Source organism: Variovorax paradoxus (assembly GCF_000834655.1).
GTDB lineage: Bacteria > Pseudomonadota > Gammaproteobacteria > Burkholderiales > Burkholderiaceae_C > Variovorax > Variovorax paradoxus_F.
This window is the reverse complement of the sequence record NZ_JXQQ01000101.1, coordinates 1-14185: the sequence shown is the minus strand read 5'-3', so window position 1 is coordinate 14185 and position 14185 is coordinate 1. Positions and strand designations below refer to the sequence as shown.

The following is a 14185-nucleotide window of genomic DNA, read 5'->3' as shown; positions in this document are numbered from 1 at the left end:
GGGGGCGAGCGGCGTATCCATCGGGCGCTCTGCGTGCCCCCATCCCAGCCTTCCCCCGGGAGGGGAAGGAGCCATGCGGATTCGCTTCGTGCAGGCGTTGCTGTCGCTGGTGCTCCTGCTGTGCGGCCACACCGCCTTCGCCACCCAGCGCGCCTTGCTCGTCGGCGTCTCCGAACTCGTCAACCAGCCGCAGGCCCTGTGGCTGCAGGCGCCGCGCAACGACGTGATGCTCATGCGCGACGCGCTGCTGAAGCAAGGCTTCGCGCCCGGCGACATCACCGTGCTCGCCGACGGCGTGAGCGGCTCGGTGCTGCCCGAATCGCAGGCCATCCACGAGGCGCTCGGCCGGCTGCTCGCGCAGTCGAAGAGCGGCGACTTCGTGCTGCTTTATTTCTCGGGCCACGGCACGCGCCTGCGCGACAGCAACAAGCGCTACCAGGAGCCCGACGGCCTCTCGGAGAACTTCCTCGCGCGCGACGTGCGCGGCACGCTCGGCGCCGACAACGCCCTGACCGGCGACCTGCGCGACGCCGATTTCGATGCGTGGATCCAGGCCTTTCTCGCGCGCAACGTGTTCGTCGCTTCCGTCTTCGACACCTGCTCGGCGAACTCGATGACGCGCAGCACGACCGATGCGCCCGTCATCGCCGAAGGCCCGCCCGACGACCCCGTGCGCTGGCGCGGCCTGCGCACCGCGCAGCTGGTCGGCGCGCCCGGCCCCGCGGCGCGCGCGGCCATGACGCGCCCCACCGTGACCGACCCGGTGCCGCGGGCCCGCTACGTCGCGCTCTTCGCCTCGGAGAGCCACCAGATCACGCCCGAGCTGCGCCTGCCGCGCAAGAACCGCAATGCGCGGCCGCAGGGCCTTCTGACCTGGGCGGTGGTGGAGGCGCTTTCACGCAAGCCCGCCACCTGGCGCGACCTGTTCGATGGCGTGCTGGCCGTCTATCCGCCGGTGATCGACGAACTCGCGCAACGCTTTCCCACGCGCGAGCTGCCTTCGCCGGTGGCCGAAGGCAACCTGGACGCACCGATCTTCGCCAACCGCGCGCAGGCCGTGTCCACGCGCCCGGTCTGGCGCGCACAGCGCTCGGGCGACACGCTCACGCTGCAGGCCGGCCAGCTCGACGGCCTGGTGGCGCAGCAGCCGCTGCGCGTGCTGGCCACGATGGACGACGGCACGGTGCGCAGCGCCGAGGGGACGCTCCTGCAGGCCTTCACCGACAAGGCCCGCATGGCGGTGCCGCCCGCGCTGCGCGAGCTGCCCGGGGCCGCGCTCTGGAACATCACGCCCCTGGGCGAACCGGCCACGTTCGCGCTGCGCGTGCGCGCGGAGCAGGGCCTGCCGCCCGGCCTGAGCCTGGAGTACCCGGCGTCGGTCATCGCGGTGAACGATGCGGACGGCGCCGACGTGCGCTGGTCGGGCGGCAAGCTGGACGTGTTCTCGCCCGTGCTCGGCGCGGGTGCCAAGCCGGCGCCGGCCGATGCGACCGCGGCGCGCCGCCGCATCGAAATGCTGGCGCGCCTCAAGTGGCTCAACCAGCTCTACGCCATCGCCAAGGACGCGCAGTTCGACGGCTTCGACGCGGTGTTCGAAGTCTGGAACGGCGACCGCCTCGTGCGCAGCGGCTCCGCGCAGCAGGTCGACGCGAAGCTCCTGCCGCTGCGCAGCGGCGAGCGCGCCGTGCTCAACGTGCGCAACACCAGCGCGCGCTCGGTCGACCTCGTCATCGTCGGCATCGACCCGCAGGGCGGTGCGCGCCAGGTCTACCCCGAGGACCCGGGCGAGACCAACCGCTTCAAGCGCGGCACGCGCGAGGCGCCTGCGGTCAAGCGTTTCGAGCTGCCGTGGTTCAACGCCGAAGGCGGCCGGCTGCTGGTGCTGGCCACGCCCGCGGCGCCCTACAGCGCGCCGCGCCTGTTCGGCACGGGCGCGGGCGATGCAGTGGCCGAAGTGCGGGTGCGCGGCGCGGTGCAACCCGAGAGCGAGCGGCAAACCTTCGCCGCGATGGTTCATTGGGCGGGCGAAGCCTCGGCCGCCAGGTAACGACGACACACCACCCACCCGTCACCGAATTTTTCTCAGGAGATCGACATGAGCTGGAGCTACGATGGAAAACTGGATCCCGACGAGGCCCTGCGCCTGCTCGACTACCTGTCGGGCGAATCGGGCAACGACTTCTCGATGATGATCGAGAGCAAGGGCACGCCCATCGAGGGCGAGTCGGTGCGCACGTACGAAGACGGCAAGCAGCGCATGGACATCGGCGGCTACTCGTACAAGTCCGACGTGGTCATCCCGCCCGGCTCCAGCAAGGGCAAGCTGCGCAACTACTCCTTCATCGTGATCCGCGACTGCGATGCGGCCACGGCTTCCATCGCGAGCCTGTTGAAGAACCAGGACGCGGACCTCAAGGTGACGGTCTCGGTCTTCAAGGCCGGCGGCGACAGCTCCAAGGACCTGCAGTCGCACCTGGAGTTCGTGCTCGAAGGTGCGCGCGTGAACTGCCACGCCATCGTCACCGGCGGCACGCCCAAGCGGCCCTGCGACCTCATCTTCTTCGACTACACGAAGCTGGAGATCCGCTCGGCGCCGCAGCAAAAGACCGGCGCGCGCGGGGCCGTGCGCACCTGCACCTTCACGGGCAACTGACATGACCACCTCCGCCGAACTCCTGAAGTCCGCCGACCCGGTGGCCGCGCTCAAGGCATTGAGCGACGAGGTGCGCGCCAAGCCTTCGCACAGCAAGCACCGCGTCTTCATGGCGCAACTGCTCTGCGTGCTGGGGCAGTGGGAGCGCGCGCTCAACCAGCTCACCGTCGCGGCCGAGCTCGATGCGCTGGCCGTGCCCATGAAGCAGGTGTACGGCGAGGCCGTGCGCTGCGAGGGCCTGCGCGCCGAGGTGTTCGCCGGCACGCGCACGCCCATGATCTTCGGCCAGCCCGACGAATGGCTGGCGCTGCTCATCGAGTCGCTGCTGCGCCAGGGGCGCGGCGAGAACGAACTGGCCGAGGACCTGCGCCAGCGCGCCTTCGACGGCGCCCCCGCCATCGCTGGCACCATCGACGGCGCGCCGTTCGAGTGGCTGGCCGATGCCGACATGCGCCTGGGCCCGGTGCTCGAAGCCTTCGTCAACGGCAAGTACTACTGGATTCCGTATGCGCGCCTTGCGCACATCAAGATCGAGCCGCCCGAGGACCTGCGCGACTGCGTCTGGATGCCCGCGCACCTTCAGTTCGAGAACGGCGGAGAAACCCTCGCGCTCATTCCCACGCGCTACGAAGGCACCGAGAAAGGCCAGGACGGCGATCTGCTTCTGGCACGCAAGACCGAATGGCGCGAGCTGCGCCCCGAGGTGTGGGCCGGCACCGGCCAGCGCGTGCTCGGCAGCGATGCCGGCGAGTACGCGCTCATGGATGTGCGCGAGATCCTCTTCAACCCGGTGGCTGCCGCCGAAGACGCAACGCCAGAGGAAGGCACCGAGAGCGGAGGCGGCTGACGTGGCCGAGCTCACCGCCCAGGAGCGCCTGCAGCCTTCGCTGCTCGACCGCCTGGTCGACAACGCCCCCACCGAAAAACGCGAGAGCGACGAGAAGCGCACGCTCACCAAGCAGGCGCTGCGCGCGGCCGTGCTGCGCGACCTGAGCTGGCTCTTCAACGCGACGGGTTTCGGCCTTGCGATGGACGACAAGCAGTACCCCAATGCAGCGCGCTCGGTCATCAACTACGGATTGCCTATGCTGTCTGGCCAGTTCACCTCGTCGGTGCAGCGTGTCAGCATGGAACAGGCTTTGAAGAACGCAATCCTGCAGTTCGAGCCGCGCATTTTGTCCCGCACTCTCGAAGTGGAACTCGTCATGGAAGGCTCGGCACTGGACTCGCACAACAGCATCGGGCTGCAGATCCGCGGCATGCTGTGGGCGCAACCCGTGCCGCTGGAGTTCCTGATGCGAAGCCGAGTCGATTTGGAAGAAGGCCGCATAGAGATCGTGGACATGGCGCAAAACCCAAGGTAAGTCCTGACATGGACCCTCGGCTGCTGAACCTGTACGAGCAGGAACTGCGCTACTTCCGCGAGAGCTCTTCGGAGTTCGCGCGCGCCTTTCCGAAGATTGCGCATCGACTTGGCATCGAGGGCCAGGAGGTTGCCGACCCGTATGTCGAGCGGCTGATCGAGGCCACGGCGTTCCTCTCGGCGCGCGTCAACCTCAAGCTGGATGCCGAGTACCCGCGCTTCACGGGGCACCTGCTGGACATCGTCTATCCGAACTTCCTGGCGCCGACGCCCGCGATGGCGGTGGTGTCCTTCGCGCCCGACCTCGACGACGCCAACCTGGCCACCGGGCCGAAGCTGCCGCGCGGCGCGGGCCTGCGGGCGCGCCAGGCCGTGGGGCAGAACACGCACTGCGAATTCCGGACCTCGAGCGCGCTGCGCATCTGGCCGATGGAGGTGCAGCGCGCGCAGTACTTCACCTATGCGCCCGACCTGCCGCTGGCCACGCACCCGCAGTCGCGCGCCATTCGCGGCGGCCTGCGCATCGCGCTGCGCGCGACGGCCGGGCTCAAGTTCAACCAGATCGCACTCGACGACCTGGTGCTGCACCTGGGCGGCGCCGAAGACGTGGCGTGGCAACTGCAGGAGTGCGCGCTGGGCCAGCCGATCGGCGTGATGGTGCGGCCGCTGTCGCCGACCGGCGCATTGCAGGGCGCGGCGCAGAGCCTGCCCGCGAGCGCGATCCAGCCCGTCGGTTTCGAGGACGACGAAGCGCTGCTGCCGGTCACCGCCACGGGCTTCTCGGGCTTTCGCCTGCTGCAGGAGTATTTCGCGTTTCCGCAGCGCTTCCAGTTCCTGCGCATAGCGGGGCTGCAGGCGCTGCTCGCGACGATGCCTGTCACCGAGATCGAGCTCGTGCTGCTGTTCTCGCGCGGCGATGCGGCACTCGAAAAGCTGGTGAGCGCCGAGAACGTGCAGCTGCACTGCGTGCCGATCGTCAACCTGTTCAACAAGCGGCTCGATCGCGTGCCGCTCACCGAAGGCGTGAGCCAGTTTCACCTGGTGCCCGACCGCACGCGGCCGCAGGACTTCGAGGTGCACACCGTCACCGAGGTGATCGGACACGGCGCGCCCGGTGCCGATGCGTCGGCGGCCGAGCAGGTGTTCCGGCCGTTCTACTCGGCCTTCCACGGCACGCGCCACAGCCACCCCGCGTACTTCACGACCACGCGCGAGCCGCGCATGCTGTCGGTGAGGCAGCGCACCGAGGGGCACCGCAGCAGCCACATCGGCTCCGAGGTCTACATGCAGATCGTCGATCCGCAGCAGGCGCCGTATGCGGCGACGCTCCGGCAGCTGGCGGTGACTGCGCTGTGCACGAACCGCGACCTGCCGCTCCTGATGCCGCTGGGCCGCGACAACGATTTCGATTGCGTCGATTCCTTCCCCGTGCAGCGCGTGCGCATGGTGCGCGGGCCTTCGCGGCCGGTGTCGCCGGTGGTGAGCCAGGGGCTGGGCTGGCGGGTGGTCGATCACCTGGCGCTCAACTACCTCTCGATTTCCGACAGCACGCCGGAGCAGGGCGCCGCCGCGCTGCGCGAGACGCTGATGCTCTACGCCACGCATGCCGACGAGATGCGCCAGGGCCAGGTGCGCGGCCTCCTGTCGGTCAAGAGCAAGCCGGTGGCGCGCCGCCTGCCGCTCAAGGGCCCGATCGCTTTCGGGCGCGGGCTCGAGGTGACGCTGGAGGTCGACAAGGATGCGTTCCACGGCCACAGCGTGTTCCTGTTCGGTGCCGTGATGTCGCGCTTTCTCGCGCGCCACGTGGAGGTCAACCACTTCGTCGAGACCGTGCTCCGCGTGGCGGGCAAGGGCGAGACCATGCGATGGAGGCCGCTGTGCGGGACCCGGCAGATTCTGTAGGCACGCGCGTCGATGCCGCGCTGCGCGGATGGTCGGCGGAGCCGTGGTCGTTCGATTACTTCGCGGTGATGCGCCGGCTGGAGTCCGTCGCCGCCACCACGCCGCGCTGGGGCCGCGCATTGCTGCCGAGCGCCGAGCCAGTGCGCGTGGGGCAGGAGCCTTCGCTTTCGTTCGCGCCCGCGAGCTTCAGCCGCTTTGAGCCTGCGACCGCGTATTCGCCGCCGCGCCTGCGCCAGCATTTCTTCAGCTATGTCGGCCCCAACGGCCCGCTGCCGGTTCACCTGAGCGACTTCATCCGCGAGCGCAGCCTGAACCACGGCGATCCGACGTGGCTGGCGTTCCTCGACAGCTTTCTTCATCGCTTCTCGCTGCACTTCTATCGCGCGTGGGCGCAGTCCCGGCCTGCGGTGGCGCTCGACCGTCCGGGCGAAGACCGCTTTCGGCTGCAGGTGGGCGCGCTCATCGGCACGGGCACGCCGGGCCGCATCGGGCGCGACGAGGTGCACGACGATGCGCGCCTGCATTTCTCGGGCTGGCTCGCGCGGCGCGTGCACAACGCCGAGAGCGTGGAGTCGGTGCTGTGCAGCTACTTCGGCGTGCCGGTGACGCTGGAGCGCTGGGTCGGCCACTGGATGAGCGTGCCCACCGACGAGGTCACGCGGCTCGGGCGCGGCGAGAGCTCGCGCTCGATGGGCATGGGCGCGATGCTCGGCACCCGCGCGTGGGACCGGCAGCATCGCGTGCGCCTGCACATGGGCCCGCTCACGCTCGAGCAGTACCGCATGTTCCTGCCCATCGGCACCGCGCGGCCGGTGCTGCAGCGCTGGATGCAGCAACTGCTGGGCGACGAACTCGAATGGGATGCCGAGCTGATGCTCGAGAAAGCCGAAGTGCCCGTCACGCGGCTCGGACAGCAAGCGGGCAACGGGCCTCGCCTGGGTTGGGTCTCGTGGCTCGGCGAGCGAAAGCGCACCAAGGACGCGGCCGACGTGCGCATCGGCAACAGCTCGATGACCGCCAGGGCCACTGCAGGAGCTGCTGCATGACGAAGACTCTCGCAAGCGCAGACACGGCGGCGCACGCGGCCGCGCTGGTGCAAGCGGCGGACCTGATGAAGGCGGGGAATCTCGACGCGGCCGGCGAACTGCTCGCCCGCATTCTGGAAGCCGCGCCCGGCGACCCCGATGCACTGCACTACCAGGGCTTGCTGCGCCATGCACAGGGGCGCGACGCCGAGAGCATCGCGTTGATCGGGCGGTCGCTGACGCTGCAACCCGCGCAAAGCGGCGCCTGGAACAACCTGGGCAACCTGCTGGTCGAGGCCGGCCGCGTCGACGATGCGATGCGTGCCTATGAAAACAGCGTGTCCTTTGCCAAGGACGACGAAGGCGCCGACGCGCTCAGCAACATCGCGGCGCTCGAACGCGGCAAGGGCCACTGGCAGGCGGCCGAGCGCGTCAGCCGCCGTGCGATCGAACTGCGGCCGACGTCCAGCGAGGCCTGGTACAACCTGTCGATCGCGCTGATGGAGCAGGGCCGCATCGAGGAGAGCGTGATCGCCAACAGCCGTGCGGTGCTGTTGCAGCCACGCAATCTGAGCGCGCGCTCGAAGGTGATTCGCGCGCTGGAGCTGCTCCGCGAGAACGAGCAGGCCATCGGCATGTACCGGGAGTGGCTGGCCGAAGATCCAGGCAATCCCGTGGTTGCGCATCTGCTGGCCGCCTGCGAGGGGCGTGCGCCCGCGCGCGCCAGCGACGGCTATGTGGAGACGTTGTTCGACAGCTACGCCGGAAGCTTCGACGCGAGCCTGGAGAAGCTGCACTACCGCGCACCTGAACTCGTGGCGCGTGCGGTGCAGGAAATGTATGGCGCGCCCGCCGCGAATCTGGCTGTGGTCGATGCCGGCTGCGGCACCGGGCTCTGCGCGCCGCTGCTGCGGCCCTGGGCAGCGCACATGGCCGGCTGCGACCTGTCGGTCGGCATGCTGCAGCGCGCGGAGCAGCGCGGCGGCTACGACGTGCTGCACAAGGCCGAGCTCACCCATTACCTGGACACCCAGCCCGGCCGCTTCGACCTCGTGGCGTCGGCCGACACGCTGTGCTATTTCGGCGACCTGCGCGAAGTGCTGGCGGCAGCCGCGCGCGCGCTGCGCCCGCAAGGCGGCGTGGTGTTCACGGTCGAGGCCATGGACGGGGGCCCGGACGACTTCAAGCTCGAAGGCAGCGGCCGCTACCGCCATGCGGCAGCGCATGTCGAGGCCCGCCTGGCGGCCGCCGGCTTCGGCGCGGTGCGCATCGAGCCGATCGTTCCGCGCCGCGAGGCGGGGCGGAACGTGCAGGGCTGGCTCGCCAGCGCAAGGCTTTCGGCGCGGTGACGCACGGCACGGGTCGCCGAACTTCAAATTCCTCTTTATGAATCGTCTTCAACAGATACGGAGAACACCATGAGTGAAATCAGCCGCACCGCCCTTTTCGGCAAGCTCAACTCGCTGGCCTACAAGGCCATCGAGGGCGCCACGGTGTTCTGCAAGATGCGGGGCAATCCGTACGTGGAGCTGGAGCACTGGTTCGCACAGCTGCTGCAGGCGCAGGACTCCGACCTGCACCGCGTGATCCAGCACTATGGCCTGGATGTCTCGGTGATCGCCAAGGACATGACCACCGCGCTCGACCGCCTGCCGCGCGGCGCCACCGCGATCAGCGATTTCTCGCCGCACATCGAGAACGCCATCGAACGCGCATGGACCTACGCGACGCTGCAGTTCGGCGAGGCGCAGGTGCGCACCGGCTACATCCTGGTGGGCATGCTCAAGACGCAGAGCCTGCGCAACCCGCTGTTCAACCTCTCCAGGCAGTTCGAGAAGATCAAGGTCGAGGACCTGGCCGACAACTTTCCGAAGATCTGCGACGCCTCGCCCGAATCGCAGATGCGCGCGCAGGACGGCACCGGCATGGGCAGCGGCGCACCCGGCGAAGACTCGGGCGCGATGGCGCCGGCCGCGATGGGCAAGGGCGATGCGCTCAAGAAGTTCGCGGTCGACCTCACCGAGAAAGCCAAGAAGGGCGAGATGGACCCGGTGACCGGGCGCGACGAGGAGATCCGCCAGATCGTGGACATCCTCATGCGCCGCCGCCAGAACAATCCGTTGCTCACCGGCGAGGCCGGCGTCGGCAAGACCGCGGTGGTCGAAGGCTTCGCGCAGCGCCTGGCGCGCGGCGACGTGCCGCCGCAACTCAAGGACGTGAAGCTGCTCACGCTGGACATCGGCCTCCTGCAGGCCGGCGCGAGCATGAAGGGCGAGTTCGAGCAGCGCCTGCGACAGGTGATCGACGAGGTGCAGAGCTCGCCGACGCCGATCATTTTGTTCATCGACGAGATCCACACGCTGGTGGGCGCGGGCGGCGCGGCCGGCACCGGCGACGCGGCCAACCTGCTCAAGCCCGCGCTCGCGCGCGGCAACCTGCGCACCATCGGCGCCACCACCTGGGCCGAGTACAAGAAGTACATCGAGAAGGATCCGGCGCTCACCCGCCGCTTCCAGGTCGTGCAGGTGCCCGAGCCCGACGAGGTGAAGGCGATATTGATGCTGCGCGGCGTGGCGAGCGTGCTGGAAAAGCACCACCGCGTGCAGCTGCTTGACGAGGCCATCGAGGCGGCCGTGAAGCTCTCGCACCGCTACATTCCTGCGCGCCAGTTGCCCGACAAGGCGGTGAGCCTGCTCGATACCGCCTGCGCCCGCGTGGCCGTGTCGCAGCACGCGACACCGCCCGAGGTGGAAGACTGCATGCGCCGCATCGAGGGCCTCACGGTCGAGCAGGAGATCATCGGCCGCGAGGCCACCATCGGCATCGACGTGACCAAGCGCTCGGCGCAGGTGGAGGCGCTGCTGGTCGAATCGAAGCAGCAACTCGAAACACTGAACGCGCGCTGGCAGGAAGAGAAGGGGCTGGTCGACCGGCTGCTGGAGCTGCGCAGCAAATTGCGCGCGGGCAACAAGCCGGTGGATGCGCCTGCGGATGCCGCGCCTGCGGATCCGGCCGCCGGTGCTGCCGCCGCTCCCGCGCACGACCGCGCCGCGCTGCTGGCTGAACTGCATGAACTGCAAGCGAAGATCCACGCGGTGCAGGGCGAGTCGCCGCTCATTCTTCCGTCGGTCGACGAACAGGCCGTGGCGTCGGTGGTCGCGGACTGGACCGGCATTCCGGTCGGCCGCATGGTCAAGAACGAAGTGGAGGCGGTGCTCAAGCTCGCCGACACGCTCAACCAGCGCGTCATCGGCCAGAAGCACGGCCTGGAGATGATCGCGCGCCGCATCCAGACTTCGCGTGCGCGGCTGGACAACCCGCAGAAGCCCATCGGCGTGTTCATGCTGTGCGGCACTTCCGGTGTCGGCAAGACCGAGACAGCGCTCGCATTGGCCGAGGCGCTCTACGGCGGCGAGCAGAACATCATCACCATCAACATGAGCGAGTTCCAGGAGGCGCACACCGTCTCCACGCTCAAGGGTGCGCCTCCGGGCTACGTGGGCTACGGCGAAGGCGGCATCCTGACCGAAGCGGTGCGCCGCCGTCCCTACAGCGTGGTGCTGCTGGACGAAGTGGAGAAGGCCCACCCCGACGTGCACGAGATCTTCTTCCAGGTCTTCGACAAGGGCTGGATGGAAGACGGCGAGGGCCGCATGATCGACTTCAAGAACACGATCATCCTGCTCACCACCAACGCCGGCAGCGAGCTGGTGATGAGCATGTGCCGCGACCCCGAGCTCCTGCCCGATTCGAACGCGCTGGCCGATGCACTGAAGGCGCCGCTCATGAAGGTGTTCCCGCCCGCGCTGCTGGGCCGCATCGTCACCATTCCCTACTACCCGCTGTCGCCGGACATGATGAAGAAGATCGTGCGGCTGCAGCTGGGCCGCATCAAGAAGCGCGTGGAGACCAACCACGGCGTGCCCTTCGAATACAGCGACGCGGTGGTCGACCAGGTCGTAGCGCGCTGCCAGGACCCGGAGTCGGGCGGCCGCGTGATCGACGCGATCCTGACCAACACGGTGCTGCCCACCATTTCCGTCGAGTACCTGCAACGCCTGGCGTCGGGCGGCGAGATCCGCCGCGTCGCGCTGGACGTCAAGGACGCCGACTTCACCTACGCGTTCGATTGACATGAAGCACACCCCCAGGCTTCGCGCGCTTCGTGTCGCAACGCCCACCCCCTTGCAGGGGGCAACACCAGCGGCCCGGCAAAGCCGGTTCCGCGGCGTTCCGCGAACTGGCCGCGACGACTGACACCGCACTTACGCAAGAGACCAAGACATGGCCGACCACGAGTTCCGCATCGAGACCGATTCACCCGCCAAGGACGACCTGATGTTCTGGCGCATCGTGGGTCATGAGGCCCTTGCGCGCCCGTCGGCCTACGAGCTCACGGTGCTCTCGAAGAACAAGGCGCTCGATGCCAAGGACATTTTGGGCCGCGCGTTCGACGTGGTCATCGAGTTCCAGGACAAGGGCGGCGCCAAGCACGAGCGGCACTGCCAGGGCCACGCGGTGCGCTTCGTGCGCGCGGGGCATGTGGGCCGGCATTTCGAATACCGCATCACGCTGCGCTCGTGGTTCTGGCTGCTCACCAAGCGCACCAACTCGCGCATCCTGCAGGACAAGAAGGTGCTGGAGGTGCTCGACGCGGTGTTCGAGGACAGCCCGATCAAGCGCTTCAAGAAGACCAAGGCCGGCAACGTGATCGGCACCCACAACCCGCGACGCTACTGCGTGCAGCACCAGGAGAACGACTACCAGTTCCTCTCGCGCCTCCTGGAGGACGAGGGCATCTACTACTGGTTCGATTCGCACGATGCGCCCGGCACCATGCACCTGTCGGACGCGAGCGATCTCGCGCACGAGAAGCTGCCGGTGGAAGGCACCCTGAGCTACATGCCCAGCGATGCGAGCGAGGCGCGGCACAACGAGATTTCGCGCTGGGTGAGTTCGCGCCAGTTCGACACCGGCAAGCAGGCCTCGCGCGACAGCGACTTCAAGGCGATCAAGAAGAAGCTGGGCGCCACCATCGACGTGAAGGACGACCATGAGCTGGCCGACTTCGAGGAGTTCGAATTCCCGGGCGGCTATTTCACCGGCGATGAAAGCGAGAACCGCACCAAGCTGCGCGGCGACGAACTCAACGCGCGCCGCGACCGTCATTGGGCGCTGACCACCTGGCCCGACGTGACTGCCGGCCGCAGCTTCAAGTTCGAGGGCGACCCCGACGGTACGCGCAACGGCGACTACGTGATCGCGGCTTGCACCTTCATGGCGAGCCATCCGGGCTATGAAAGCGTCGGCGCCGGCACGGCCGCGGCGCAGGATGTGCACGCGGCGCTGGCCGACGTGCTGCGCGATGACGCGGTGAACGCCGACACGCTGCAGGTTCTGGAAGACCTGATCGCCAGCACGCCGATGCTCAACACATCGCAGCCGGGCACCAGCGCATTCCTGATCACCGCGATTCCGCTGGAGCGTGCCTACCGGCCGCCGCGCCTCACGCCGCGCGTGACCATGCCAGGCCCGCAGACCGCGATCGTGGTCGGCCCGGCCGGCGACGAACTGCACGTGGACGACCACGGCCGCGTGAAGGTGCACTTCCACTGGGACCGCTACGACGAGAGCAACGAGAAGTCCACCTGCTGGGTGCGCGTGTCGCAGCCCTGGGGCGGCAAGGGCTGGGGCGGGTATTTCATTCCGCGCATCGGCCAGGAGGTGATCGTCGACTTCCTGAACGGCGACCCGGACCGCCCTGTGATCGTGGGCCGCGTCTACAACGACGACCAGCCCATTCCGTACAAGTCGCCCACGCAGAGCGGCTTCAAGACGCGCTCCACGCCCGGCGGCGGTCCCGCGAACTACAACGAGATCATGTTCGAGGACAAGAAGGGCGAGGAGAACATCAACATCCACGCCGAGCTGGACATGAGCCGCAGCGTGGAGCGCGACGACTCGACCACGGTGGATCGCGACCAGTCGGTGACTGTCAAGCGCGACCAGACCCAGCACGTGGACCGCGACCGCAAGAGCACGGTGACGCGCAACGAGACCACCATGGTGGTGGTGGACCAGAAGAACACGGTCAAGGGCAACCAGAACAACCAGGTGGTGGGCAACCGCGAGACCTTCGTCGATGCCAACGACACGCTGACCGTGGGCGGCACCCATACCACCGACGTGACGGGCGCGCGGACCGACACCTCGCGTGCCGGTGAAACCCGCAGTGTGATCGGCAACCAGACCGTCACCGTCAGCGGCAACCTCACCTACAAGGCCGCGAAGATGAGCTTCGAGGCCGGTCACATCGACTGGCTGGTGACGGGCGCCAGCTCCAAATACATCACGGTGCCCACCGGCCCGCTGCACCTGATGGCCAACAAGATCAAGCTGATGAGCAATACCGGCATCGAGATGATGGCGGTAGGCAGCATCGACGCGACCTCGGTCGGCTCGAACACCACCATCCTCGGACCCAACACCAGCGGCTACATCGGCACCAACAGCGAAGCCAACCTGGGCATGGCGCGCTCGACCTTCATGGGCATGAGCATCGACAACGCCGTGGCCATTGCCATCTCCAATTTCGGCGGCGTGGCGATCGACACGGCGCTTGGCGTCAAGCTGTCGTCCGGCCTCGCGCCGGAGATCCAGGCGTTTCCGATCGACGTGGAGCAGGCGGCGCTGCATACCTTCACGCCCGGCGCGGGTGCCGGCGGCGCGGGGGGAGCCGCCATCGCCGGCGCGCTCGGTGCGGTCGCGGGCCTGGCCAGCGCGGACGCGGACATCGATGCCACGCTCAAGCAATACGCCGACGCCGCCGATGCGCTGGACAACGCCGCCAACGAAGCCGATGCGGCGCACTTGCCCGGACTGGCCGGCCGGTTGCGCGCGCTCGGAGGGGTCACGCGCAACCGGCGCATGGAAGGCGTGATCGCCAGCCAGATTCCGGTACTTGGCGTCGTCGGCATCATCGCCGGCGAGGCCATCGTCGGTGGGCTCGGAGCCCTGGGCGTTGGAACCGGCGGAGAACGGCTGGCCGCCGACGAGTCGGTCAATGCGGACGGCAGTGCGGCGCCGCCGGCACCGCCGCCCCCGCCGCCACCGCCTCCAGGCGTGGGGCGTCCCGCGGAACCGACACAGGAGTGGACGCCCACGCCGCCACCGCCACCTCCGCCGCCACCGCCGCCGCCACCGCCGCCGCCACCGCCACCGCCACCGCCACCGCCACCGCCG

The 14185-nt window shown here is 68.5% G+C and carries 9 protein-coding genes; all 9 read left to right on the top strand.

Going from position 1 to position 14185, the window contains the following annotated elements:
* Positions 1–73: 73 nt before the first annotated feature.
* On the top strand, positions 74–2047 hold the full coding sequence (locus RT97_RS28630; RefSeq protein WP_042582252.1) for a caspase family protein: 1974 nt from the start codon (positions 74–76) through the stop codon (positions 2045–2047).
* 48 nt (positions 2048–2095) lie between these two features.
* Entirely contained in the window at positions 2096–2653 is a 558-nt protein-coding gene (locus tag RT97_RS28625) for a hypothetical protein (RefSeq protein ID WP_042582251.1), read from the top strand.
* 1 nt (position 2654) lies between these two features.
* Positions 2655–3500: a type VI secretion system accessory protein TagJ gene (locus RT97_RS28620; RefSeq protein WP_042582250.1), complete on the top strand. Its 846-nt coding sequence runs from the start codon at positions 2655–2657 to the stop codon at positions 3498–3500.
* A 1-nt stretch (position 3501) separates the two neighbouring features.
* The gene (gene tssE, locus RT97_RS28615) at positions 3502–4017 is read left to right on the top strand and encodes a type VI secretion system baseplate subunit TssE (RefSeq protein ID WP_042582249.1); all 516 of its coding nucleotides are present in this window, start codon (positions 3502–3504) and stop codon (positions 4015–4017) included.
* 8 nt (positions 4018–4025) lie between these two features.
* Positions 4026–5918 (top strand): type VI secretion system baseplate subunit TssF, encoded by a 1893-nt coding sequence (gene tssF / locus RT97_RS28610; RefSeq protein WP_042582248.1) that lies wholly within the window; start codon positions 4026–4028, stop codon positions 5916–5918.
* Entirely contained in the window at positions 5882–6964 is a 1083-nt protein-coding gene (gene tssG, locus RT97_RS28605) for a type VI secretion system baseplate subunit TssG (RefSeq protein WP_042582247.1), read from the top strand. The genes tssF and tssG overlap by 37 nt, the downstream gene beginning before the upstream one ends.
* Positions 6961–8292 carry a tetratricopeptide repeat protein gene (locus RT97_RS28600; protein ID WP_042582246.1) on the top strand — a complete coding sequence of 444 codons (1332 nt, stop codon included), beginning with the start codon at positions 6961–6963 and terminating at the stop codon, positions 8290–8292. Before tssG ends, RT97_RS28600 begins: the two co-directional genes overlap by 4 nt.
* Before the next feature lie 69 nt (positions 8293–8361).
* Entirely contained in the window at positions 8362–11076 is a 2715-nt protein-coding gene (gene tssH / locus RT97_RS28595; protein ID WP_042582245.1) for a type VI secretion system ATPase TssH, read from the top strand.
* A gap of 151 nt (positions 11077–11227) precedes the next feature.
* Positions 11228–14185 (top strand): type VI secretion system Vgr family protein (locus tag RT97_RS28590; RefSeq protein WP_253278334.1); only part of this gene is annotated, 2958 nt, incomplete at its 3' end.

Coding starts and splice junctions, on each gene's coding strand:
- RT97_RS28620 (WP_042582250.1), top strand. CDS start 2,655: ATGACCACCTCCGCCGAACTCCTGAAGTCCGCCGACCCGGTGGCCGCG.
- RT97_RS28625 (WP_042582251.1), top strand. CDS start 2,096: ATGAGCTGGAGCTACGATGGAAAACTGGATCCCGACGAGGCCCTGCGC.
- tssH (WP_042582245.1), top strand. CDS start 8,362: ATGAGTGAAATCAGCCGCACCGCCCTTTTCGGCAAGCTCAACTCGCTG.
- RT97_RS28600 (WP_042582246.1), top strand. CDS start 6,961: ATGACGAAGACTCTCGCAAGCGCAGACACGGCGGCGCACGCGGCCGCG.
- tssF (WP_042582248.1), top strand. CDS start 4,026: ATGGACCCTCGGCTGCTGAACCTGTACGAGCAGGAACTGCGCTACTTC.
- tssG (WP_042582247.1), top strand. CDS start 5,882: ATGGAGGCCGCTGTGCGGGACCCGGCAGATTCTGTAGGCACGCGCGTC.
- RT97_RS28630 (WP_042582252.1), top strand. CDS start 74: ATGCGGATTCGCTTCGTGCAGGCGTTGCTGTCGCTGGTGCTCCTGCTG.